The 24661-nt window shown below is 59.3% G+C and carries 21 protein-coding genes; 8 read left to right on the top strand and 13 right to left on the bottom strand.

Annotated elements, in window-relative coordinates:
• Positions 1 to 11 precede the first annotated feature (11 nt).
• The gene (locus tag J7E24_RS02510; protein ID WP_215134788.1) at positions 12 to 1436 is read left to right on the top strand and encodes a RagB/SusD family nutrient uptake outer membrane protein; all 1425 of its coding nucleotides are present in this window, start codon (positions 12 to 14) and stop codon (positions 1434 to 1436) included.
• A 158-nt stretch (positions 1437 to 1594) separates the two neighbouring features.
• Here the strand turns inward: J7E24_RS02510 and J7E24_RS02515 are convergent, their stop codons facing one another.
• The 7 genes from J7E24_RS02515 to lon form a co-directional block, all read right to left on the bottom strand.
• Positions 1595 to 2233, bottom strand: coding sequence for an IS630 family transposase (locus J7E24_RS02515; RefSeq protein WP_410779715.1), 639 nt, complete (start codon positions 2231 to 2233; stop codon positions 1595 to 1597).
• Positions 2230 to 2307, bottom strand: a complete 78-nt coding sequence (locus J7E24_RS17955) for a winged helix-turn-helix domain-containing protein (RefSeq protein WP_410779716.1) — start codon at positions 2305 to 2307, stop codon at positions 2230 to 2232. Before J7E24_RS17955 ends, J7E24_RS02515 begins: the two co-directional genes overlap by 4 nt.
• 5 nt (positions 2308 to 2312) lie before the next feature.
• Positions 2313 to 2540: a helix-turn-helix domain-containing protein gene (locus J7E24_RS02520; RefSeq protein ID WP_215134792.1), complete on the bottom strand. Its 228-nt coding sequence runs from the start codon at positions 2538 to 2540 to the stop codon at positions 2313 to 2315.
• A gap of 150 nt (positions 2541 to 2690) precedes the next feature.
• Positions 2691 to 3431: an SDR family NAD(P)-dependent oxidoreductase gene (locus J7E24_RS02525; RefSeq protein WP_251046981.1), complete on the bottom strand. Its 741-nt coding sequence runs from the start codon at positions 3429 to 3431 to the stop codon at positions 2691 to 2693.
• A 186-nt stretch (positions 3432 to 3617) separates the two neighbouring features.
• Positions 3618 to 5033: an ATP-dependent protease ATPase subunit HslU gene (gene hslU / locus J7E24_RS02530; protein WP_215134794.1), complete on the bottom strand. Its 1416-nt coding sequence runs from the start codon at positions 5031 to 5033 to the stop codon at positions 3618 to 3620.
• 134 nt (positions 5034 to 5167) lie between these two features.
• Positions 5168 to 6220 (bottom strand): type IX secretion system protein PorQ, encoded by a 1053-nt coding sequence (gene porQ, locus J7E24_RS02535; RefSeq protein ID WP_215134796.1) that lies wholly within the window; start codon positions 6218 to 6220, stop codon positions 5168 to 5170.
• Between the two features lie 138 nt (positions 6221 to 6358).
• The gene (gene lon, locus J7E24_RS02540; protein WP_215134798.1) at positions 6359 to 8815 is read right to left on the bottom strand and encodes an endopeptidase La; all 2457 of its coding nucleotides are present in this window, start codon (positions 8813 to 8815) and stop codon (positions 6359 to 6361) included.
• 444 nt (positions 8816 to 9259) lie between these two features.
• Between lon and J7E24_RS02545 the strand changes: the two genes are divergently transcribed.
• Positions 9260 to 11314: an OmpA family protein gene (locus tag J7E24_RS02545; RefSeq protein WP_251046982.1), complete on the top strand. Its 2055-nt coding sequence runs from the start codon at positions 9260 to 9262 to the stop codon at positions 11312 to 11314.
• Positions 11315 to 11492: 178 nt separating this feature from the next.
• On the opposite strand, the gene J7E24_RS02550 is transcribed toward J7E24_RS02545, so the two are convergent.
• From J7E24_RS02550 to J7E24_RS02560, 3 genes are all read right to left on the bottom strand, one after another.
• Complete coding sequence (locus J7E24_RS02550; RefSeq protein WP_215134800.1) at positions 11493 to 11990, bottom strand: DUF6702 family protein; 498 nt, start codon at positions 11988 to 11990, stop codon at positions 11493 to 11495.
• Positions 11991 to 12096: 106 nt separating this feature from the next.
• On the bottom strand, positions 12097 to 13443 hold the full coding sequence (gene rseP, locus J7E24_RS02555) for an RIP metalloprotease RseP (RefSeq protein WP_251046983.1): 1347 nt from the start codon (positions 13441 to 13443) through the stop codon (positions 12097 to 12099).
• Between the two features lie 173 nt (positions 13444 to 13616).
• Positions 13617 to 14792: a 1-deoxy-D-xylulose-5-phosphate reductoisomerase gene (locus tag J7E24_RS02560; protein ID WP_215134802.1), complete on the bottom strand. Its 1176-nt coding sequence runs from the start codon at positions 14790 to 14792 to the stop codon at positions 13617 to 13619.
• A gap of 222 nt (positions 14793 to 15014) precedes the next feature.
• On the opposite strand from J7E24_RS02560, the gene J7E24_RS02565 reads away from it, so the two are divergent.
• Positions 15015 to 15497 carry a hypothetical protein gene (locus tag J7E24_RS02565; RefSeq protein WP_215134804.1) on the top strand — a complete coding sequence of 161 codons (483 nt, stop codon included), beginning with the start codon at positions 15015 to 15017 and terminating at the stop codon, positions 15495 to 15497.
• Positions 15498 to 15598: 101 nt separating this feature from the next.
• Here the strand turns inward: J7E24_RS02565 and J7E24_RS02570 are convergent, their stop codons facing one another.
• Positions 15599 to 16063, bottom strand: coding sequence for a 3-oxoacyl-ACP synthase (locus J7E24_RS02570; protein WP_215134806.1), 465 nt, complete (start codon positions 16061 to 16063; stop codon positions 15599 to 15601).
• A 554-nt stretch (positions 16064 to 16617) separates the two neighbouring features.
• Between J7E24_RS02570 and J7E24_RS02575 the strand changes: the two genes are divergently transcribed.
• Both J7E24_RS02575 and J7E24_RS02580 read left to right on the top strand, forming a co-directional pair.
• Entirely contained in the window at positions 16618 to 17568 is a 951-nt protein-coding gene (locus tag J7E24_RS02575) for an IS481 family transposase (RefSeq protein WP_215134814.1), read from the top strand.
• 89 nt (positions 17569 to 17657) lie between these two features.
• Positions 17658 to 18455 (top strand): alpha/beta fold hydrolase, encoded by a 798-nt coding sequence (locus tag J7E24_RS02580; RefSeq protein WP_215134816.1) that lies wholly within the window; start codon positions 17658 to 17660, stop codon positions 18453 to 18455.
• Between the two features lie 400 nt (positions 18456 to 18855).
• On the opposite strand, the gene J7E24_RS02585 is transcribed toward J7E24_RS02580, so the two are convergent.
• Positions 18856 to 20439, bottom strand: coding sequence for a M28 family metallopeptidase (locus tag J7E24_RS02585; RefSeq protein ID WP_215134818.1), 1584 nt, complete (start codon positions 20437 to 20439; stop codon positions 18856 to 18858).
• Between the two features lie 179 nt (positions 20440 to 20618).
• Between J7E24_RS02585 and J7E24_RS02590 the strand changes: the two genes are divergently transcribed.
• Positions 20619 to 22430 carry an ABC transporter ATP-binding protein gene (locus tag J7E24_RS02590; RefSeq protein ID WP_215134820.1) on the top strand — a complete coding sequence of 604 codons (1812 nt, stop codon included), beginning with the start codon at positions 20619 to 20621 and terminating at the stop codon, positions 22428 to 22430.
• A 120-nt stretch (positions 22431 to 22550) separates the two neighbouring features.
• Here the strand turns inward: J7E24_RS02590 and J7E24_RS02595 are convergent, their stop codons facing one another.
• Positions 22551 to 23150 (bottom strand): REP-associated tyrosine transposase, encoded by a 600-nt coding sequence (locus J7E24_RS02595; RefSeq protein WP_215134822.1) that lies wholly within the window; start codon positions 23148 to 23150, stop codon positions 22551 to 22553.
• Between the two features lie 205 nt (positions 23151 to 23355).
• Here J7E24_RS02595 and J7E24_RS02600 point away from each other — a divergent pair, with 205 nt between their 5' ends.
• Positions 23356 to 23619, top strand: a complete 264-nt coding sequence (locus J7E24_RS02600) for a barstar family protein (RefSeq protein WP_215134823.1) — start codon at positions 23356 to 23358, stop codon at positions 23617 to 23619.
• 190 nt (positions 23620 to 23809) lie between these two features.
• On the top strand, positions 23810 to 24613 hold the full coding sequence (locus J7E24_RS02605; RefSeq protein ID WP_215134825.1) for a hypothetical protein: 804 nt from the start codon (positions 23810 to 23812) through the stop codon (positions 24611 to 24613).
• Positions 24614 to 24661 lie beyond the last annotated feature (48 nt).

Raw genomic sequence — 24661 nt, forward strand, 5'->3', positions numbered from 1 at the left:
TTTAGTTTAACATGTTTCGTTCAACTTTCAACAAGTTCGCTTTAGGTCTTGTCTTCACGGCAATGGCTTCGAGTTGCGATGTTCTCACACAGGATCCGCCAACCGCTTTCACTATTGATGAGACGTTTGCAAACCCTACCCGCATCGAACAGTCGCTGTTTGGTGTCTATGATGGTCTGCAGGATGCTGAGTTTCTGGGAGGCCGGGCACTGATCTATTCCGACATTCGCTCGGGTGAGACCAGCCAGAACACCACTTATTTCGGCAACGTGCCGCTGTTCCAGCAGCTTTCCACTGATGTCTATGCGACCAATGCTTGGGCTGGAGGCTACCGGACTATTTTCTCGGCTAACTCCTTCATGCAGAACCTGACGGCTAATCAAAGCAAGGTTTCGGCCGAGGTAGCTGCCCAGTACACTGCCGAAGCCAAGTTTGTGCGCTCGTTGACGCTCTTTCACTTGGTAAATCTGTTTGCGCAGCCCTACAACTTCACGCCAGATGCTTCGCATCCGGGTGTAGTTATCCAGCTAACGGCCCCCAAGAGCGGCGCTGAAGCCTTTGACGCAGCTGCTTTATTGCCGCGTTCCTCAGTTAAGGAGGTATACGATCAGCTTATTCAAGACCTGACCGAAATTATTCCTGCTTTGCCCAGCACGTACCCAGATGCGTTTTCGCGCGTAGGTCGTGCTACCAAAGGTGCTGCTCAGGGTTTGTTAGCCCGGGTATACCTCTATAAAGGCGACTATGCCAACGCGGCTCTCGTGTCTAAGCAGATCATTGACTCCGGTAATTTCAGGCTCAATGCTGATCCAGGTACGGCTTTCTCCAACTACACCACTGCCGAGTCCATCTTCTCGGTGGCGCATAACCTTCAGGATAACCCGAACACCAACAACGCTATTGGCCAACATTATGGCGTCTCGCGTCGGGGTGATATTGCTATCAAGCCTTTCGCTGATATTTCAGCCACTATTTTCCCGGCTGATGACAAGCGTCGGTCATTGATTGTTAGAAACGCAACAGGTACACCTTTCACTAACAAGTTCAACGCAGTCGAAAACTGGACTCCAATTGTTCGCTACCCCGAAGTATTGCTGACTCGTGCTGAAGCACTAGCCCAAACTGCAGGCGTAACGACAGAGGCAGTAAGCTTGCTTAACCAAGTCCGTGACCGGTCGAAAGGAGCTACTCAGGTGTCATACACTATTGCAAACTTTGCCAATAAGCAGGCATTAATTGATGCCATTTTGACCGAGCGCCGTTTAGAATTGGCATTCGAGGGCTTCCGCTTATATGATCTGTTGCGCTACAAAAATGGCGTACCTGCTCACGACGGTATCCCAGCTATTGCTTACGGTGATGATAAGTTGATCTTCCCAATTCCCAACCGTGATGTTCTGTTGAACCCCAAGCTGGTTCAGAACCCTGGTTATTAAAAACCGGAATCAAGGTCAAATATTTAGTATTGAATATAAAAAATGCCCCGATTTATATCGGGGCATTTTTTATGGATTATTATTTTACTCACCTAGAAAATAACCCTTAATGCTCGATCTGGTAAAGAAATACCATCTACACGAGATAGTTATACTCGTCAGGAAGTGAGTTGCGAATCGAGGATATGATATTTTCGAGTTAGCAAGGACACGAGGTCGTGCTCGAACTCCGGGAGTCGAGTGAAGAAGTTGAGCACGGCCTGCCGAAACTGGCCCTTGGTGCGGTAGAAGGTGGTGTTGATAATCTTCTGGCGCAGATACTTCCACAACCGCTCGATCAGGTCCAGGTTGGGCGAGTAGGGCGGCAAGAACACCTGCACGATCGGCTTGCCTTGCAGCCACTGCGTCAGCTCTTTGTTTTTGTAGTAGCGCGCTTTGTCGCAGATGACGTAGATCGTGCCCGCTGTGGGGTGGGCCGCTAATAGCCGCTCGTAGAGGCGGCGTGTACTCTGCGCATCGACCCGGCTGGTTTCATCCAGCAGCAACTGCGTGGGCTGGTAGGCATTGACGGCTGCGTTCAGGTTCACCCGCTCGCTGCCGCTGACGGTGAGCAGCGGCCGCTCTTCTCCGACCTGGCACCAGGCTCGGGTAGAGCGCGTGTTGTGGGTAGGGTGGGCCGCGTCGGCGTAGTAAAGTACGGCCCCACCGGCCTCGACCTGGGCCTCCAGCACGGCCAGGTCGGTCAAAAAGGCCTGTTGCGCGGCCGCATTGGCCGCACAGGGCACGGGCGTGGTCAGTTTGTAAAGCCCAGCCGGTGCAACAGGTCCGTCAGCCCGGAGCGGGAGAAACTGACCTGGAAAGTCGCTTGCACCCACCTCAGCAGCGCGGCGCAGTCCTATAAAGGGTTGAATTGACTTGGTGGCAGAGGTGGGCCAACTGCGCGCTGGTGAGCAGGCCCCAGTAGCCGGGCTGCTCATGTAGCAGGTACTTGTCTAGGCCCAGCGCAGCGAAGGCGGCGGCGTAGCGGTAGACCGTGACTTGATCCAGACCTAGGTCTTCGGCCACGCTGGCCGGCGAGCGGCCCTTGTCGAGCAGCAGCAGCACGGTCACCTGTACGTAGCCCTCGTCGTTGCGCCGCTGGCGTTACAGCTGCCGCAAGTGCTGGCGTTGGGCGTCGGTCAACTGCACGTTCATGCCGTAAGAGTAGTACTTTTGACTGACAAGTTTCGCAAACTACTTCGCGACAAGTATAATCTACAACTCATCCACCCGCAGCACTACCTCCGGCCCCAGATCAGGCTGTTGCAGCCATGTCATAATGCGGCCGGCTACTTCGGCGGGCGGGCGCAACTGGCCCTGTTGATGAAAATCGGCGAATTTGGCGGCTTCGCTAAAATGGCGGGCATCGGCCGAGCGAATGTGCTCCTGCATAGGTGTATCGAGGATACCGGGCGAGAGGCTACGGATACGGATGCCGCTGCTGCGTAGCTCCTGCTCGTGCTGGGCCGTGCGCGAGAGGGCATCGAGAGCGGCCTTGGAAGCTGAATAAGCGCCCCAACCATCGACGGGACGCTGGGCAGCACCGCTGCTGATGTTGAGGATGGTGCGCGGCAACTCACGGCCTTGGTAGGCACTCAGAAAGGTGTTCATCAGCATGGCCGGGGCCAGCAGATTTATATCAAACACAAATTCGAAGTGCTCGTTGGGTTGCTCGCCCACGTATCCGATTTCACCCAACACAGCGGCATTGTTGATAAGCGTGAGGCTGCTGGCATCGGGAAAACGGGCGAATACTTTGTGCAGGTTGTGCTGCACGGCCGCCAGATCGGAGAGGTCGAGGGGCTGATGCTGGTACCGCTCGTGCTGAATGGTGGCGTGGCGACTGATGCCGATAACGGTGGTATTGGGTCGGGCCAGAGCGGCTTCGGCCAGTGCGCGGCCCAGGCCCCGGCTGGCCCCAGTAATGAGGTAATAGTGCATTTGCGTTGAAGTCAAAGAGAAAAATTCAAAAAGTCAAAGCCCGCCTTACTCGGAGTATTGCAGGAAGACTGTACAACTGGTACGACCGTACTCACGAATCGTTCCGCTATACTACTTCTCCCCGCCTGCTTCGAATAAAGCGGGCTTTGACTTTTTGACTTATTCTCTTTGACTTATTCTCTTTGACTTATTCTCTTTGACTTACAGAATGTACTGGCTCAGGTCGCGGTTGCGAACCATATCGGTCAGGCGCTCCTCCACCAAGGCGCGGTCGATGAGGATACGGGCGTGGGCTCCGATTTTGTCGGGCACGTCGAAGAGAATGTCGTTGAGCAAGCGGCTCATAACGGTGTGCAGGCGGCGGGCGCCGATATTTTCGACTTCGCTGTTTACTTCGAAGGCAATTTCGGCCAAGCGCTCCAGGGCGGAATCCTCAAATGTCAGTTCTACGTCCTCCGCCTTCAAAAGCGCCTCGTATTGCTTGGTGAGGGCATTCTTAGGGTCTTTTAGAATCTGGTAGAAGTCGTCCTTGGTCAGGCTCTGCAACTCAACGCGAATGGGGAAGCGGCCCTGCAGCTCGGGGATGAGGTCGGAGGGCTTGGCTACATGGAAGGCCCCGGCAGCAATGAACAAGATGTGGTCGGTGTGGACAATGCCATACTTGGTACTCACGGCCGACCCCTCGACGATGGGCAGCAAGTCGCGCTGCACGCCTTCGCGGCTTACATCGGGGCCGCCACCACCGCCCTTGCTGCTCTTACTGGCTACCTTATCTATTTCGTCAATGAAGATGATGCCTGAGTTTTCGGCGTGCCGCACAGCCTCATCCTTCACCTCATCCATGTCGATGAGCTTGGCGGCTTCCTCGTCGAAGAGCAGCTTGCGGGCTTCGGCCACGGTTACCTTGCGCTTGCGGGTTTTCTTGGGCATCATCGAACCCAGCATATCCTGGATGCCGGCCATGCTGGCCTCGTCCATGCCACCGGGGGCGCCGCCCAGCACACTAATGCCGCCGCCGCCCTGCTGCACCTGAATCTCAATTTTGCGGTCGTCCAGTTCGCCATTGCGGATTTTCTCGCGAAAACGCTCCCGGGTACGCTCATTCAGCTCCTGGTCGGAGTCGGGCACCTCGCCGGCGGAAGTAGGGCAGCCTAGGGCTGGCTTGGGCATTGCGCCGGGCGCGCCGGTTACAGGCGGAATCAAAATGTCGAGGATGGCCTCTTCCACCAGCTCGGCGGCCTTCCCCTTTACTTCCTCCTTGCGGCGGGTTTTGACCATGTTCACCGACTGCTCCACTAGGTCGCGCACCATGCTCTCCACGTCGCGCCCTACGTAGCCGACTTCCGTGAACTTGGAGGCTTCCACCTTCACGAAGGGTGAGCCGGAAATACCCGCCAGCCGACGAGCAATTTCGGTTTTTCCCACGCCGGTCGAGCCAATCATGAGGATGTTGTTGGGCACTATTTCTTCGCGCATTTCGGGGGCAGCCCGCAGGCGGCGCCAGCGGTTGCGCAGGGCAATGGCTACGTGGCGCTTGGCCTCGTGCTGACCGATGATGTATTTATCGAGTTCGGCCACAATCTGGGCCGGGGTCAGAAAATCTGCTGATTCAAGCATAAGGAGAATGTGGGTAATGTGCGGAATGTGTAAAATGTGAGAAGGCGCGGGAGCCGAATAAGTTTGCAAACTGTAATGACCATAACCTTTGAACAGCCACATTTCACACATTCTTCACATTTAGCACATGCAAGTCAAGGTTGTTTTTTGAACAGCGAGTCGAGGTTGCGGGCTACGGTAAAGTAATTGGCGCCGCCCGAGGCATGGTAGCCAGCGTGCGTGTAATCGAGCTGAAACTGGCTGATGCGCAACATTACCCCAAACGAAAAGCCGGCCCCACCCGCAGTATTATCGAGGCGCAACTCGCGGCGCTGGAGGTGGTTGTAGCCGACGCGGACGTTCAGGTTTTTGCTTAGCAGTAGTTCGCCACCCACGGCGAAGTGGCGCGCAATCTTGTCGCCCAGGCTCTTTTGGGGCTTCACTTCGTTGCCGTTCTCGTCAATCTGGCCGCGCTGGCTGGGGTCGAGGTATACAATGTCGAGCTGCTGGAGGTGATGGGCCGTGAGGGAAAACCGGAACGGGAGGTGCTCGGGCTTGATAGACGCACCCAGCTGCACATCGAATGGCATTGGCTCGCGCTCGGCCCCATCGTAGGCCTTAAGCTGCACCCCGGCGTTGCGCACCACCAGGCCCACCGTAAAATCGGCCGTGGGGTGCTTGAACAGGCCACCTACATCGGCCAGCACGGCATACGAGTGGTTGCCGGCAATGCCCGAGCCGGCCAGCTTGAGCGTACCGCCCAGCGTGAACACGCCCGACGTGTAGGAATCGGACAAGCTCAGCGCGTACTCGTTCACCGAAAACTTGCCCAGCGAGTTGCGGGCCGGGTCGAACTGCTCGAACTCGCCGTAGTTAAGGTAGGTCAGCCCCACGCCTATCCGGCCAGCTTTAGCCGTATTGAACACATATACGGCCGTGCTCTGCTTGATGTCGGCCAAGTAATCGACGAACCCCAAGGCCAGCCGACCGTCCATATCGGCGTTAAGCAGGGCCGGGTTGGCGTAGAGCATGGTGCCATCGGCATCGCGCGACGAGGTATTGACGCCGCCCAGACCGGCCAGTTTAGCGCTGGTGGGCAGGTTCAGAAACGAGAAGGCCCGCTGCCCCCCAATCTGGGCTTGTGCGGCGCCCAGCGTAAGGCCCGAAACGGCAAAAGCAACGGCGGTGCGGCGTAGGAGTTGGTTCATCAACGGTAAGATAAAGCAGTTCCCGGACAGGACGTTGCGGCGGCCGTATTTATTGTGCGGTGTGCGTAACTCGGTACTGGAAGAATGGCCATGCTGAGTTTGCCGAAGCATAACCGTTCTTTTGGGCCTACTACTCCCCTACTGCACTTCCACGCTCGGCCCCAGCGGCGCGGGCGTCTCGTCGCGCACCACCAGCTTCATGGGGTGCGCTACCTGCTCATCCAGCAGAGCCACGCGCAACACATCGTCCACGCGGTCGGCGTAATGGATGCTGAGGCCCTGCAGGTAATGCGGCGCTATTTCCTCGATGTCTTTGCGGTTTTTGGGGCAGAGGATGATGTCCTTGATGCCGGCGCGGCGGGCGGCCAGGATTTTCTCCTTGATGCCGCCCACCGGCAGCACCTTGCCGCGCAGGGTTATTTCGCCCGTCATGGCCAGATGGCTGCGGATTTTGCGCTGGGTGAACACCGAGGCAATGCTGGTGAAGATGGCAATGCCGGCGCTGGGCCCGTCCTTGGGTACCGCGCCCTCGGGGAAGTGAATGTGCAGGTCGTACTGGTCGAAGAGGCGGTAGTCGATGCCCAGCTCGTCGGCGCGGCTGCGCAGGTAGCTCAGCGCCGTCACGGCCGATTCCTTCATCACATCGCCGAGCTGGCCCGAGAGCGTGAGCTTGCCCCGGCCCCGGCTCAGCAGGCTTTCAATGAACAGAATATCACCGCCGACGCTGGTCCAGGCCAGGCCCGTTACCACGCCGGCCGTTTCGTTGTCCTGGTACTGGTCGCGGTCGAAAATGGGCGCGCCGAGGATGCGCTTCACATCGGCGGGCTGCAGCGTGGCGGGGTAACTTTCGTCGAGGGCCTTGCTTTTGGCCACATTGCGCACCAGGCCGCCGAGCTTGCGCTCCAGGCTCCGCACGCCGCTTTCGCGGGTGTAGTCATCAATCACGCGTTGCAGGGCCGCCGTGCTCACGGCGGCATCTTTGGGGCCGAGGCCGTGCTCTTCGAGCAGCTTGGGCCAGAGGTGCTTTTTGGCAATCTGGCTTTTCTCCTCCAGCGTGTAGCCGGTCAGGTCAATTATTTCCATCCGGTCGCGCAGGGCGGGCTGAATGGTGTCGAGCGAGTTGGCGGTGGCAATGAACAGCACCCGGCTCAAGTCGTACTCCACCTCCAGGTAATTGTCGGTGAAGGTCGAATTCTGCTCGGGGTCGAGCACTTCGAGCAGCGCCGAGCTGGGGTCGCCGCGGAAGTCGGAGGCCAGCTTGTCGATTTCATCGAGCACGATAACCGGGTTGGCGGCGCCGGCCTTCTTGATCTGGGCGATAATGCGGCCGGGCATGGCGCCCACGTAGGTTTTGCGGTGTCCCCTGATTTCGGCCTCGTCGCGCACGCCGCCCAGGCTCAGCCGGGCGTACTTGCGGCCCAGCGCCTTGGCAATGGAGCGGCCCAAACTAGTTTTACCCACGCCAGGGGGGCCGTAAAGGCACAGAATCGGCGCTTTCAGGTCGTTTTTCAGCTTGAGCACCGCCAGGTACTCTATAATGCGCGCCTTCACCTTTTCCATGCCGTAGTGGTCTTGGTCGAGGATACGCTGTGTGCGCTTGAGGTTGAAATTGTCCTTGGTGTACTCGCCCCAGGGCAAATCGAGCAGGTACTCCACGTAATTCACGCTGATGGGGTACTCGGCGGCCTGGGGGTTGAGGCGCGTGAGCTTGTCGAGCTCCTTCTCGAAGTGCTTGGCCACGGCTTCGGGCCACTTTTTGCCCTTGGCCCGCTGGCGCAGTTTGTCGGCATCCTGCTCGGGTCCATCGAAGCCCAGCTCGTCCTGGAGCACTTTTATCTGCTGGCGCAGGAAGTAGTCGCGCTGCTGCTGGTCGATGTCGGTGTGGACCTTGGTGTGGATTTCGCGCTTGATTTCCAGGTGTTGAATCTCCTTGAGCATCAGCTCCAGCAGCTTGGTGCCGCGCTCCACGCCGTCGTTGGTTTCGAGCAGCTGCTGTTTCACACTCACCTCCACATTGAGGTTGGACGACAGAAAATGCGTCAGGAAGGCCGGCGACTCGATGTTATCGAGGGCCACCTGGGCTTCCTGCGGGATTTCAGGGTTGAGCTTAAGCATGCGGGAAGCCGCCTCCTTGAGCGACGACACCAGCGCCTTGAGGCTGCGGGAGCTTTTGCCTGGGAAAGCCTCCGGCGCGTAGCTGACGCGGGCCGTTATATAAGGCGTTTCCTGCACCTGTTCCTCAATGCGGAAGCGCGACTGGCCCTGGATGATAATGGTGGTATTGCCATCAGGCAGCACCAGCATCTTCAGGATGCGGGCCAGCGTGCCCACCTGGTACATATCGGCCAGCGCGGGGTCATCGGACTCGCCGTTTTTCTGGGCCACCACGCCAATCAGCTTGTTGCCCTTGTAGGCCTTACGCACCAGCCGAATGCTCTTTTTGCGCGTTACGGTAACCGGCAGCACCACGCCCGGAAACAGCACCGTATTGCGTACCGGCAGCAGCGGCAGCACCTCGGGCTGCTCGCCGGGGGTCATGGGCTGGTCGGGGTCGGCGGCCACAATGGACACCATCTCGGTGGAGTCGTCGGTCATCAGCAGTAACGAGGATAGCGAAGCGTTAGGCGGGAAGGAATAGCTCATACGAGGCGAAAAGACGGGCAAAGAAGGGGGTGGGGTGCCACAATGGCAGGTCAGCCCCCCAGACGAGTGCTCCTTTACGGCGGAGCAACACTGCAGGTACAGGCTCGGCAAGCGCCGTGCCACGGCCAGGCTTTGCCACATCGGCAGGCAGGCGGGTGCATGAATGAGGAGACCGTCATGCCGAGCGAAGGCGGAGCCAAAGCCGAAGTCGAAGCATCTCTACCGCCAAAGTACTTCTGCTACCAAAATTTACCATTGCGGTAGAGATGCTTCGACTTCGGCTCCACCTTCGCTCAGCATGACTGTCCTTATAATCCCGCGCGGCGCCACCAACCACATCGAAATTTTCCTATTTTTGACGCCGGCCCGCTGCTTACTGCCGGTGCCGCGCTGTTTATGCTTCGATTCGTCATTTTACTATTTGTCGGCGGGATGCTGCTGGGCTTCGGAGCGGCAGTGCCGGCAGTTGGTCAGCAGAAAGCCCCGACCTATGCCCAGCGGCCGTTGTCGGCCAAAGTTATCCGCCAGCTGCGGGCCCGGCCCGACGCCACGCCGCTGTTTCCGAACGTGAATCGGCTGGCGTACTTCCGCGACAAAAAAGCCCTGCGCGCCATTCAGCAGGCCGAAAAGCGCAAGAACTGGCCGGCAGCCCGCAACCTGCTCGAAACCTACGTGGGCCAGTTTGGCACCGAAAACTTTTACCGCGACACGCAACTGCTGTGGCGGCTGGGCCAGCTCTGGGACAAGGCCGGCGACGAGCAGCGGGCCCGCGCCTATTTCCGGCTCGCCCTCAAGCACCGCCGCCACAGCCTGACGAAGGTGCAACAGTACTACGATTCGCTCGAACAGAAGGAAACTGAGCTGTACGTGCCCCTCCAAAAGTACTACGAGCTGGTAGAGTACCGCAAGAGCATTGCCACGTTCCGGCCGCCCAAAGGCGTGTACACCAGCATGGGCGAGGCCATCAACTCAAAAAAGGAGGATTATGGCCCCACGCTCAACACCGATGCCAACCTGCTGTATTTCACTTCGAAGCGCAAAACCCGCGGCCGGCTGCAGGAGGTTTCCGATGAAGACATTTACCAGTCGCGCCGCGAAAACGGCCTCTGGACCGAAGCCGAACCATTGCCCAAACCCATTAATTCGGCCTATAACGAGGGTTCGGCCTGCATCAGCAAAGACGGCAAAACGCTGTACTTTGCCCGTTGCGAGTGCCCTACCTGCCAGGGCAACTGCGACCTGTACGAGGCTACTTTCCAGGATGGCAAATGGAGCATGCCCAAAAGCCTGGGGGCCAACGTAAACTCGCCAGCCTGGGACTCGCAGCCGACCCTGTCGCCGGGTGAGGACACGCTGTACTTTGCCTCCGACCGGCTCGGCGGCTTCGGCCTATCGGACATCTGGTTTACCGTGAAGAACAAGGCCGGGCAGTGGACGCCGGCCCAGAATATGGGGCCGGTAGTCAACACCCGCGAGAGTGAGGTGAGCCCGTTTTACCACCCGCTCTACCACGTACTCTACTTCAGCTCGCGGGGGCAGCTGCTCAATTTCGGCGACTTCGATATCTATAAAACCTACCGCACCCGGGGGCGCTGGCAGGAACCCATCAACATTGGGCCGCTGGTGAACGGCAAGGGCTCGGAGTATTACTTCACCATCGACGCCGACTCGAAAGACCTCTATTACGCCCGTTCCGAGCAGGCCGATATGAAGAACCTGGACCTTTACTCCTTCCCACTGCCGATGGAGGCCCAGCCCACCGCCACCACGCACATCGAGGGCTCGCTCATCGATTCGGTAAGCCGCAAGCCGCTCAACGGCCTGGTCAGCATTATCGATACCGACAACGGGATTGAAGTGGCTAGCAAGTATCTGCGCGACGACGGTTCCTTCGATTTCGACCTCATGGAAGGCTCGCACTACGTGATGCTCATTCAGAGTCCCGACTTTTTCAGTGTTGAGAAGAGCTTTGCGCTGAAGAACGACACGGTGTTTCAGCTGATGACCAACGCCATCGACTATCAGCTGCCCATGGTGTTTCAAAACATCGAGTTCGACCAGGACAAGGCCAACATCCGGCCGACCATGTACCCCACCCTCGACCGGATTGCCACTTTCCTCGTCGACCACCCCACGTTCCGACTCAACATTGCGGGCCACACCGACAGCCGCGGCGACATTGACTTCAACCTGAAACTGTCGCAGGACCGTGCCGAGGCCATCCGCCGCTATATCGAGCAGAAAGGTAAGCTGCCCCCCAACCGCGTGGAAAGCATGGGTTACGGCAGCGAAAAGCCTTTAAAAGAGGAAAGAACGCGCGAAGATGCCCGTACCAACCGCCGCGTGGAGTTCCGCGTCATTAAGCCAGCCGGCGACGAGCAGTTTAAAGCCGACCCCACCCCAACCGGCCAGCCCGCACCCAAACCAGCCGGTGGGGATGATGGGTGGTAGCGGTAGATGAATGTTCTGTCATTGCGGGCAACGCGAAGCAATCCGCTCGTACACAGCAGTTCACCTCTATAAGCACAAAGCCTCCGACATGCTCAAGTCAGAGGCTTTGTGCTTAAAGGGTTTTGCGCCTTGCTCCCACGGATTGCTTCGTCGTGCCTTCTCGCAATGACGGGTAGATTCACCACTTCAGCTCCTGCTCCTCGTTGCCGCTGCGGAACAGGAAACTCTCCTTCTGCTTGCCCGCGGTGAGGTTGACGAGGTTCATCTGGTCTGGGAAGATGGTGAGCAACAGGCTTTGACGAAGCGTAACGCTGGTGGCCGTGGCCGGCAGCGGAGCAGTAAAGAAAAGCCAGTGCGAGTCGGTTTCCTTTTGGAGCCCTACCAGCGTGAGCGGCAGCAGCCGGCCGGGCTGGGCGCTAAGCTGCACCTCCCGCCGCAGCAGATTCAGCAGCAGCGGGTCGAGTTGGGCACGGGAAAGCCGGTCGATGGTGTAGGGGTTTGGCTGGCCCTGCGAAAGCGCGTTTTCCAGGTCGTCGGTGAAGACTTTGAGGGCAATTTCGAGCCGCTGCTTGTCGGGGTTGACGCGCAGCTCCATCAGACTGGCGTGGTAGGTGTGCGCCCAGGCCGCGAGGCTGAGCAACAGGAGCAACGGTAGAATTCGGAGGAGCTTGGGCATTTTTTCTAGAGGGATTTCCCACAAAGAAGCGCGGGAAAGATACAGCGCAAGAAAAAGCCGTGCCACCCCAACGAGCAACACGGCTTTTCCATTCAATGAGGCAATCTTATTCTCCGAAGGTCTTAATGAGCGGATTAATAATGAGCGTAAAGGCCATCAGGCCCAGAATAATCATCATGCCTACCTTCTGGGCGTTTTCCATGAAGGCATCGGAAGGCTTGCGGCCGGCCACCATTTCGTAGAGCAGGAACACCACATGGCCGCCGTCGAGGGCCGGGATGGGCAGCAGGTTCATAAAGGCCAGTACCATAGAGAGCAGGCCCGTCAGTGTCCAGAACCGCAGCCAGTCCCAGGTACCACCGTACTGCTGGGCAATTTCAATTGGGCCACCCACCGATTTGCGGAAGGAAGCTTCGCCCCGGAAAATCTTACCAAACGCCTTCATTTGGGTGGTCACGACGCCGAAGGCCTGCTTGGTACCTACCGGAATGGCCTCGATCAGCCCATACTCGCGGGTTTCAAATTTGAGCAGCGACTTCGGCAGGAAGCCAATTTTGCCGTCCTCGTCCACTTTTACATTCAGGGCTACGGGTTGGCCGGCACGCTCTACGCGCACGGCCACCGGCTTGCCGGCTTGGTCCTTGAGCGCCTTTTGCAGCTCGGGGAAGAACCGGATGGAGGCGCTGCCAACGGTCAGGATGCGGTCCTGGGGCAGCAGGCCGGCTTTGGCGGCCGGGCTGCCGGGCACCACCTGGTCTACCACAAACGGGTCGAGGGGCTGCACGAAACGCTGCTCGCCCTCGTCGGCGAGGCGGTCCATGAAGTTGAGAGGCACCGGTACATCTACCAACTGGCCGGCGCGGTCGACGGTATAATAGGCACTGGAGCCCAGAATGACATCGGGACTGTACACGTCGCTGAAATCATTGAAGGGCCGGCCGTTGATTTTCACGATTTTGTCGCCCTCGCGGAAGCCCATTTCCTGGCCCAACTCGCTTGGCACAATGCCGTAGCGCACCTCCGAGGCCGGCAGATAACTCTGGCCATAGCTGAACGTGAGCAGCGTGAAGATAACGATACCGGTAATCACGTTCATGATAATACCGCCCAGCATCACAATCAGGCGCTGCCAGGCCGGCTTCGAGCGGAACTCGTCGGGCGCCGGCTCGGCGGCGAGACTCTCAGCATCCTGCGTCTCGTCGATCATGCCGTGGATGGCCACATAGCCGCCCAACGGGAACCAGCCGAGGCCGTACTCCGTCTCGCCAATTTTCTTTTTGAACAGGGCGAAATTCATCACCCCGGGCAACGGAAACAGGAAGTCGAAGAAGATGTAAAACTTATCGACCCGGATTTTAAAGTATTTGGCGGCCGCGAAGTGTCCGAACTCGTGCAGGCCAACTAGCAGCGAAAGGCCCAGCAGCAGGTTGCCGGCCATGATTAATCCTTCCAAAAGAGCAGGGTAATGAGGTGATAAGGGGAAAGGTGATGGGGCGGGAGGGTGAAGAAGCCGACTGTCATGCTGAGCGAAGGCGCAGTCGAAGCATGACGAGCTTTCTTTACTCTTCTTACAACCCAACAAACAACGCGCCGCGGCCCGTGGTTCGCCAGGTTCCAGACAGCGTGTCAGGCGCGGGCGCCGATCAGGTCGGCAGCCACGCGGCGCGCTTCCTGGTCGGTGGCCACGTAATCGTCGAGTGTTGGTGCGGCAAGGTACGAAACCCGTGCGAGGCTGGTTTCTACCACGTCTGACATCTCCAGAAACCCAATTTCGTCGCGCAGGAAGGCGGCCACGGCTATTTCGTTGGCCGCATTGAGGATGCAGGGTGCGTTGCCGCCGCGGCGCATGGCTTCAAAAGCCAGCCCCAGGTTGCGGAAAGCGGCGGTATCGGCCGGCTCAAACGTTAGCTGCGGGTAATCGAGGAAGCTGAAGCGCGGGAATTGGTTGGCCAGCCGCTGCGGGTAGCCCAGCGCGTACTGAATGGGCAGCTTCATGTCGGGCAGGCCCAGCTGAGCCTTCAACGAACCGTCTTCAAACTGCACCAGCGAGTGGATAATGCTCTGCGGATGCACAATAACTTCCACTTGCTCGTTGCGGAGGCCAAACAGCCACTTGGCCTCGATTACTTCGAGGCCCTTGTTCATGAGCGAGGCCGAGTCGATGGTGATTTTGGCGCCCATGTCCCAGTTGGGATGTTTGAGGGCCTGAGCGCGGGTAACCTGGGCCAGATCTGCCCGGCTACGGCCCCTGAACGGCCCGCCCGAAGCCGTGAGGATGATTTTCTCGATGGGGTTTTGCTCCTCCCCCACCAGGCACTGAAAAATGGCCGAGTGCTCCGAATCGACGGGCAGCAGCTTAACGCCGTGCTCGCGCACCAGCTCGGTTATCAGCTGGCCGGCCACTACCAGGGTTTCCTTGTTGGCCAAAGCAATATCGTGGCCGGCTTTAATGGCCGCCACCGTGGGCAGCAAGCCGGCGTAGCCCACCATGGCCGTCAGCACCACGTCGGTGTCGGGCCGGCCAGCTACCTCAACTAAGGCATCGGCGCCGGCCAGCACCTCGGTTTCGGGCTGGCTGGCCAGCGCCTCACGCACCTGAGCGTACTTGCTTTCGTCGCCGATAACTACAGCAGCGGGCCGAAACTCGCGGGCCTGAGCCACCAGCAAATCGGCATTGGACTGGGCCGAGAGGGCTGTGAGCGTGAACCGGCCGGGCTGAGCGCGTAGTACGTCGAGGGCCTGGGTACCAATGGAGCCGGTAGAGCCGAGTAAGGCAACGCGCTTGGGAGTTTTGGGGGGCATGGGGCGGGGTTGGGTTCGATTGGCCCGCCTGTCATTCTGAGCTTGCGAAGGACCTTATTACGTCCGAACGACTTATCGTAACGTGATAAGGTCCTTCGCAAGCTCAGAATGACAGGCGGGCTCAGCAAAACTACGGTTTCCACCGTTTACCAACCGTCTTGCCAACCCCACCGGCCCAAAACCGCGTACTTTGGGCCTCCACCAGCCTCCCTTTCTTCCGCCGTGAGCACTCCCGCCCCTCCCGATTCTGCCGCCTTCGATAAAGCCCGCACCGGCCTTTGGGCCAGCCTGCAAAAACACCTGGCCACCATCTACGCCGCCGAAACCGACTACCGCGCCGCCACGCGCTTCACCGACACGTTCCCGTTTCCGGCCTCGGCTGCCACGTCCCAACAGCTGCTCGACTACCAGCACCAGCGGGCCGTACTCCGTGACCTGTTTGTAGATGAAACTTCCCAGCTCGACACGCTGGTAAAGGCCATCCGGACTAAAGGCTACGCCGAAGACGATAAGAAGCTGCTGCTGCTCATGCTGCTGGGCTACTTCGATCTGGCCGAAACCGTTTTCTCCCTGCTCGACACCCACCGCCCCAGCCAGCTGGAACCCGATGAGGAGCTGGACGAAGCCCGGGGCCGCTTTGAACGGGTCCGCAACTTCATCCGCCTGAACATCAGAGGCGTAGCGGGGCTGCTGAAGGGAATTTAGTGAACGTCATTCAGAGCGAAGCGAAGAATCTCGCGTGCTGACGTTGAGTTAGTAGTCCCAACAATAGCACGCGAGATTCTACACTTTGCTCTGAACGTCATTCAGCTAACCGCTAAAACCTGTACTGATTTTCCGTTGAAGCTCACCGCTTCGCCCGGGCGCTTGCCGGCCAGGGCAGCGGCCACCGGTGCGGCCGCCGATACGGCGAAGTAGTCGGTGCCCTCCAGCACGAGCTTGCCGGCGCTGATGCCGAGGTAGAACCAGCCCAACGACGTGTGCACCAGCGCGCCGGGACGCACCGCGTCGCAGGGCAGGTCGGGGTTGATGCGCTGGAGCTCGGCCAGAAGCTGGCGGGCCTGCTGGAGCTGTACCAGGTTTCGGTCGCGCTCATTCTGGGCCATGGCGCGGCCGGTTTCGTACTTGTCGCCGGCGCTGCTCTTGGTTTCGGAGTTGGCCGATTCCTGGGCCGCCGCTACGGCCGCCTGGATGGCGGCCATTCGGTCGTGCACGTAGGCCAGGCACAGGGCGTGCAGGCGGGGTTTCGTTAGCTGAGTTGGGCCTGCCATTGGCGTAGAGACATATTTGGGAGAAGCCAGTTGGCTAACAGGTGCCCAAGTTGGTTGAAGGAAACGACTTCGGCCGGAATTGAAAACGCGCATCTGCTTCGGCTGGGGTCTGGTTCTTGCCGCGCAACCCATACGCGGAGCGCGCTATGGTCGTGCGGGTTGTGGTGACACGCATCTGCCAACCGGAGCTTATGCGCCGCCGAGCCGAAGCGAACAGGAGTAGTTGCAGTCAGTGGAAAGCAGCTCAGCTCCTCCCCAAACGCCTTCCACAGGGGAATATCCAGGAGAAATGAACAGCGTATTTTCCCCTTTTTCTACCGAACGGTTGCTTCGGACCAATCGAATTTAGCATTGGAGCTTCTACCGAAGCGGATTTCCAACGTATTTCTATTCATGCATATCTTTCTTTTTAATCAAGGTAGCTGCCTTACGGTAGTTGAATTCCGAACCTGTACGAGAAGTTAATTTAAACCTCCGGTAATCCCCTGCTTCCCTAGATGTATAGTCCCAGAGAGAGATGGTGTATTTTTCGGCCTGGAATTTCGCACACACCTATGGGACAAATACTCCACGGCAGCGCCCGCACAACTTCGGCAATACGGGCCGCTATCCAACGTAGTCAGGAAAGCCTACAAACGCTAGCTGCCCGCCACGGCATCAACCCCAAAACGGTGGCTAAGTGGCGCAAACGCACGACGACAACGGATGCCGCGATGGGACCGACACCGGTTTCCACGGTGCTGACCGTCGCGCAGGAGGCCATTATCGTGGCCTTTAGAAAGCACACCTTGCTGCCGCTCGATGATTGCCTGTATGCTTTGCAGGCCACCATCCCCCACCTCTCACGCTCGGCGCTGCACCGCTGTCTGCAACGGCACGGCATCAGCCGCTTGCCGCTAAGCGAAGAGGGCCAAAGCCCGCCGAAAAAGAAATTCAAGGACTACCCTATCGGCTTTCTGCACGTCGATTTTGCCGAAGTGCACACCGAGGAAGGCAAGCAGTACCTGTTTGTGGCCATTGACCGCACCAGCAAGGTCGCCTTTGCCGAACTTCATCCGCGCGCGAAGCGGGTGGTAGCAGCAGAATTCCTACGGCGCGTGCTCGACAAACTGCCTTACAAAGTACACAAGGTATTGACCGATAACGGCGTCCAGTTCACGGCGCAGCCGCATCAAGTACTACCAGGCGGGCACAGTTTTGACCGCGTTTGCCGCGAATACGGCGTGGAGCATCGCCTGACCAAGCCCGCTCACCCTTGGACCAATGGCCAGGTCGAACGGATGAATCGCACGCTGAAAGAGGCCACCGTCCAGCGCTTTCACTATCAGACGACGCAAGAGCTCAACGAGCACCTGCAAGCCTTTTTGCTGGCCTATAACCACGCCAAGCGGCTCAAGACTTTACGCGGCCTCACGCCACATGAATTTGTCTGTGCCGAGTGGCAGAAAAACCCCGTTAACTTTACGCAGGACCCGACCCACCTCACGCTGGGACTATACATCTAAGCCGACCCTACAGGAAGCAGGACGTTTTTAGCGGTTTCGGATATTTGCAAACAGTTTCGCAGCTTACTTATCATTTAGCTAGTTCGCGTATGTCTGCTATTCTCAAGCGCAATAATGTGCGCATTCTGGGCGGCGGGGAAAAGATCCTGCTGTTTGTTAACGGCTTCGGCTGCGACCAGACTATCTGGCGCTTCATCACGCCTGCTCTGTCGGGCCAGTACCGGCTGGTTATGTTCGACCACGTGGGCGCGGGCCTCTCCGACCTGACGGCCTATGACCCGGTCAAGTACAACTCGCTGGAAGGCTATGCGGAGGACGTGCTCGACATCTGCCGGGAGCTGGAGCTGCGCGCTGTAACGCTGGTGGGCCATTCGGTGGGCGCCATGATTGGGATGCTGGCGGCCATCCGGGAGCCCGCGTGGTTTGAGAAGTTGCTACTGCTTTGTCCTTCTCCCCATTATCTCAACGAAAACAGCTACCATGGCGGTTTCGAGCGGCAGGACATTTACGATATGCTCGCATTCATGGACCAGGACTTTGTGGGCTGGGCCGATGAATTTGCACCTTTTATCATGGGCAACCCCGACCGGCCCCTGCTCTCGGCGGAATTGCTGCACAGCTTTTGCCAAAGCGACCCGGTTATTGCCAAGCGCTTTGCCCGGGTTACTTTTTTGGCCGACAACCGCCCCGACGTTGGCCACTGCCACACGCCCTGCCTGCTGGTGCAGTGCGCCCACGACCTGATAGCGCCTCCGGAAGTCGGCGCTTTTCTGTTGGCCCGCTTCCCCACGGCCCGGCTCATCACCCTGCCTGTAAGTGGGCACTGCCCGCACCTGAGCGCCCCGATTGAAACGCTGAATGCCCTGGAGCCCTTCTTGGCGGCGTAGCACAAGCCGGCATTACCTGGCAATTGCAACTACTCGTATCTGTACAGGTTGGCGCACGGCGGCTTTCCCTTCAACTCCCTAAGCAGCTTGCTGGCGGGCCTGTATGTGGTGGACTGGCTAGCCCCGCGCCGTTAGGTCAACTCGATTCTGGGAACAGAAACGGTGCTCTGCTAAACGAGTTTTACGGGAGGTATAAGGAGCCCTTCACCTGAATTCGTCGATATGCTCTTCTCGCAATGGGGTACGGGGCCTTTCCCTGCTATCTACTGCGTTTTTGCATTTCACTTCGTGAGGAGCACAGCAGTAGTGCGCCTGTAAAGTAGGAAGTACCACCAACGAAAAAGCCGACCCTGATGGGCCGGCTTTCTGTCTGGCTGAAAGCTACAGTACGCCAGGCAACTTAGCGGTTATCGGCTTTGGCTACCGGCAGCGGCTTGCGGGGCAGTTTCTGGTCGCGCATGGCGGCCTGGTACACAAACGAGGCTACCACCACGGCGGCCTGCTTGAGGTCGTCGGCGGGCAGGCGCTCGTAGGTATCCATGTTGGTGTGGTGGGTGCGGGTGCCGTAATCGAGCGGGTCCTGGATGAACTGGAAGCCCGGCAGGCCCACGGCGTCGAAGGCCAGGTGGTCGGTGCCACCGGTGTTGCGCAGCGTAACGGTGGTAGCGCCCATGTCGGCCATTGGGGCAATCCACTCGCGGAAAATGGGGGCGGCGGCCTCGTTGCCCTGGGCGTAGATGCCCCGGATTTTACCGGCGCCGTTGTCGAGGTTGAAATAGGCAGCCAGCTTCTCGTGGGCGGGTAGCAGCTTCATGGTAGCGGGGTCGGCGAAGTGGTTTTTCACGTAGCCCCGCGAGCCGAACAGGCCCTGCTCCTCTTCTCCCCAGAGCGCGATGCGAATGGTGCGGCGCGGCTGCACGCCGGCGGCCTTCAGCAGGCGCACGGCCTCCATCATCACGGCCACGCCGGCGGCATTATCGGTAGCCCCGGTGGCGGCGTGCCACGAGTCGATGTGGGCACCCAGCATCACTACTTCGCTCTTAAGCTTGCGGTCGGTGCCGGCAATTTCGGCTACCACGTTGTAGCCCTTCAGGTCCTGGTCCTGAAAGCGGGTGCGGGTTTCCATTTCCACTTCCACCGGCAGGCCGGCTTCCGAAAGGCGAATCAGGCGCAGCAGATCTTCGGGGGCCATTTCTATTTCGGGCAGCACGGGCTTGGCATCGGCGGCGTAGGGCGCGCCGTTGGAGGTGAAGAACGTGCCGTCGGAACCACCGCGCGAACTCAGGATGGCAGCGGCGCCCTCGGCCTGCACCATGTCGAGCAGCTTGCCGCGCAGAGCGAACATAGCGCGACGGTTTTTCAGCTGCTCATCGGCTTTAGGGTCGGCGGGCTTGGGCGTGGCGGTGGGGGCTTCCGGCTTGTATTCGGCCATTTTCTGCAGCGCCTCGTCGGTGTGGCGGCGGGCATCGGGCTCGAAGGACGGCTTGGGCGGGTTGGCCACATCGAGCAGCACAATTTTGTCGCGCAGCTGGCCCTTGTACTTGTCGAGGTCGGCTTCGGAAACGGCTTTTACCACCATTACCCGCTTTTTGAGCGCGCCGTTGGTGCCGGGCGTCCAAGCTTTGGGGGCTCCGATGAGGGCGTGGTAGTAGGGCGCCGTCATGGCCAGGTACGACTTGTCAATATTCCAGCCGCGGCCGAACGTGCCCCAGGGCTCGATGTTGGCCTTGGTCAGGCCCCAGTCGGCGAGTTGCTTGCGGCTCCACTCGTTGGCGCGGGCCAGGCCCTCGGAGCCGGCCAGGCGCGGGCCGCTCACGTCGGTCAGGTAAAAGGCTGTTTCCATCACTTTGGAGCGGTTCAGGCCTTCATCTTTAATCTTGGCGAGCATGGCCGGGTCGGCCTTGGTGCCGCCCGACTGGGCCAGTGCAGGGGTGGCGGCGGCCAGCGAGCCGGCCAGCACGAGGAAGCGGAAAGTGTGCAGCATACGCAGGAATATAAGTGAGGGAGAAGTCCAAAAACCCGGAAACAAACCGGCGGTTGCATCGAACCTGATGAGCGGGCCAGGATTTGGCCTATACTTGCCACCGTCGTTTCGGGCCCATACTACAAACCTCCCCCCGCCCTATCCGTCTTCTAACCGGTTCCACACTTAAGCCCGACTAAATGAGCCTCTGGCAGATTATTCAACGCCTGTTCCCGTACGTGCGGCCCTACCGCGGGCTGGTGCTGGGCACGCTGCTGCTCACGCTGGTTGGCTCGCTGGCGGCGCAGGTCAACCCGTTCGTGCTGCGCTACACCGTGGATACGGTGCAGGGGCTACTCAACCAGAACAAGGGCTTGGCGCAGGGCATGGACTTGCTGCTGCTGGTGAGCGGGCTGCTGCTGGGCAAGGAAATCATCTACACCTTCATCCAGTTCGGGCAGCGGTATTTCGGCGAAAAAATCCGCATCAGCGTGTCGGGCCGCCTGATGCACGAGGCGGTGCAGCGCGTGGTGGGCTACCAGCTGGGCTTCTATGCCGACACCGGCAACCAGACCGGCAAGCTCCAGACCCGCATCGACCGGGGCGTGGAGAGTTTGATGAAGCTGGTACAGAACTTCTTTATCGACATTCTGCCGCTGTTTGCCAACTCGGTGGTGGCGCTGGTGGTGATGTTTGCGGCCAACCTGTACGTGGGGCTGGTGGCGGTGGCGGTGCTGCCGGTGTACTTCTGGCTGAGCTTCCGGCAGGCCGACCGCCTCAATGGCACCCGCCGGGCGTTGCGCGGCCTGCGCGAGGCCCGCAGTCAGGGCCTGGTCAACCTGATTGATTCGGCCATCGTCATCAAGAGTTTCGTGCGCGAAGACTACGAGGCCACCAAGCAGAACCAGCTGCAGGACGAGCTCCAGGCCGCCCAGCTCCAGACGCGCCGCATCAGCTTCCGCTACGACGGCCTGAAAACCTTCACCGAGCAGATTGGCGTGGTGCTCATCATCGTGCTCACGGCCTACCTCGTGCTCGACGGGCAAATAAGCATCGGGGCCATCATGTTCCACATTCTGCTGTTCAACAACGTGTCGGCGCCCATCCGGCAGCTGCACCGCATCTACGACGAGATGAACGACGCCCTCACTTACTCCGAGGGCTTCTTCGATATTCTGGATGCCCAGAACGCCGTGGAGCCCACCGGCCGCCTGCAACCGCCGCACCTGCACGGCACCTTCGACATCTGCCACGTCGATTTCACCTACCCCAGCGGCACCCAAGCCCTGCACGACGTCTGCCTGACGATTGAGGCCGGCAAAACCACCGCCCTGGTGGGCCTGAGTGGGGCCGGCAAGAGTACCATCATCAACCTGCTCTGCAAGTTCTACGCCCCCGACCGCGGCCGGATGCTGCTCGACGGCCGCCCGCTGGCCGACTACGACACCCACGCGCTGCGCCGACAAATTGGGCTGGTGCTGCAGAAGAACCACATTTTCAAGGGCACCATCGAGGAGAATATCCGCTACGGCGTGATGGATGCTACACTGGCCCAGGTGGAGCACGCCGCCCGCCAGGCCTACCTGCACGAGCAGATTATGGAGCTGCCCAAAGGCTACCAGAGTGACGCCCAGCAGCTCTCGGGCGGGCAGCAGCAGCGTATCGCCATTGCCCGGCTGTTCCTGAAAGACCCGCCCATCATCTTTCTCGACGAACCCACCGCCTCGCTCGACGCTATTGCCACCGAGCAAATCAAGAACTCGCTCGACGCCATCAAGCAGGGCCGCACGGTGGTCATCATCTCCCACAGCCTGGCCCAGATTGTGGATGCCGACTGCATCTACGTAATGAAGCAGGGCCGCATGGTGGAAAGCGGCACCCACGAGCAGCTCTACGACCAGCGCGGCACCTACCGCGAGATCTTCGACGCTTCCGCCCGCAGCCTCAACATCGAAAAGCTGGCCCGCGTGCTGGTCGACGACGGCGACGAGCTGGGCGACACTGCGGGGTAGCCGGGCAGTAACGCGAACTTTGTAGTTCGCGACCCGGAACGGCAACAATAAGCGAGCGGCGCGAAAAATGGATTCATGCTATCGGGTTGTTCATAGCCGCGAACTACAAAGTTCGCGTTACTACCCTAACGTATCCGGCCAGTATGTGTAGGGCCATTGTTCCCAGCTTTCGGCCAGGCCGGCTTTCACCGGGTTATTCACCACGTAGGCAACCACGCGTTGCATCTCTTCACCGCTGCGCACGATATGGTCGTAGGTTTCGCGCTGCCAGAACTGCCCGGTTCGATTCAGCAGCTTATTGGCTTGCAGCGCCGTGTAGCCCTTGAGGCGTTGCAGCGTATCAGCCAGCAAAGGCGCATCTTCTGCCAAGGAAACGACAGCATGCACGTGGTTAGGCATAATGCAGTAGCAGACCAGGTGGTATGCTTTCCCATGAAAATGGCGTAGCGAAGCAGCTACTACTTCGGCTACGGCTGGCTCGCGTAGCCACACCGGCCCCTGGGCTGCGCCGTCCAATAGCGTATCGAAGCGGCCGAAATAGCGGCGCTGCTGGGCGTAAGTCAGCTCGGCGCTATCTGCTTCGCTGCTCCGAAACTGATTCTGCAATCGGGCTACTACGCTGCTGGGCAGAGAGCCAGCCAGGCGGAACGTCAAGAACAGATCAGAGCCCGGTGGCAGACGGTGCGGCAGGTTGCGCTCATAATACAGCAGCTGTCTCATACGGTTAAGATAGGACAGCAGCGTGAACTTTGTAAGCGCCGACGAACAACCGACACCGGGCTAATAGAGCGATAGTAGCGCGAACTTTGTAGTTCGCGGCCCCGAACGACCGGCACCGGGCAAAATCGAATTCCTGCTACCTGCTGCCGAGTCGTTCCGGGTCGCGAACTACAAAGTTCGCGCTACTACCGCTTTATAAGTCCCCATGACCCTCGACCTCACAGGTATTACCAGCAAAACCGCAATTCACCAGCTGTTCAAGGAGCAGTTGGGCTTTGAAGACTGGTACGGCCCGAGCTGGGACGCCTTCTGGGATTCTATCATCGCCATCGTGGAGATGCCACCGGTGCTCACGCTCACCAACTGGCAGGATTTCGCCCAACAGTGCCCCCGTGACATGCAGCTACTACGGCAAGTTATCCAGGATTACGCCGAAGAAATGGCCCCTAAGCGCATCGAGCTAGCTTAATATTAATAGCCAGAGCAGTAGCGCCGGGCCAGCACTCTGCCTGACCCTCCGGACGTTTTGAACCGCAAAACAACGGCCTCCGGTTACCTGGGTGTTTGCGAATGATTTTGAGCGCCTATTTTGCCAATGCCACAGATATCATATTTTAGCCGTCGGGCGGCTTTTGCCCAGGTCTTCAGCCATCCAGAAAATGCGCCATCGAACTTCGCGTACACTCTCTTTAGCCCGAAGGATACTGGTGGCCGCTCTGGTGGCAGTGGCTGGCTGGGCTCGGGCCCAGACGACTGAGGAAGCCAGCGCCCTGTACCTGAGCGGCCAACTCGACCAACTCATTGCGCAGGGCGAAACCTCGCTGCGGCAAAACGACGAGCAGCCGATTCTGCACCTGTTGGTCGGCCGCGCTTATGCCGACCAACACCGGTTTAATAAGGCGGTTCCGCATCTGGAGAAAAGCAGTCAGGTGCCGCCCGGCCCCGATGGCGTGCGCGCCTGGAGCCTGGGCTACCTGGGCTTGGCCTACTACTATACCGACCACCCCGATCAGGCCCGCACCGCCCTGGCAGCGTGCGTAGCCCTCAACAGCACCCCAAACGCTACCCGGTACGCGCAACGGCGGTTGCAGGCCTACCAGCTAACTCCTTTTTTCGCCGAATGGAAAGTGGTGGAAACAGCTCACCTGCGGCTTCATTTCCAGTCGCCGGAACAGGTGCCGGCCCTGGCCCAGTATGCAGCCGACCGCGAGCGGGCCTACCAGAGTATTGAAGCTACCTTTCCGGTGCCCGCAGCCAAGAAAATCGACTTTTACGTCTGGAACAACACGGCCGATTCGAGGCCGGTTGTGCAGCGCAACCTGGGGTTTGCCGTGCCCGAATACCTGCTGGTGAATGCCCGCCAGAACCAGACCCGCGGCCACGAACTGGCCCATGTGCTGGTGCAGCACAGCCTGTCGCCCACGCACCATAGCCAGCTCATCAACGAAGGTGTGGCAGTTTAAGTAGTGTTGCATAAGTAAACGGGTGGTACGTATGGGCGTATCTTTGGG

Source organism: Hymenobacter sp. ISL-91 (assembly GCF_018613725.1).
Taxonomy (GTDB): Bacteria; Bacteroidota; Bacteroidia; order Cytophagales; family Hymenobacteraceae; genus Hymenobacter.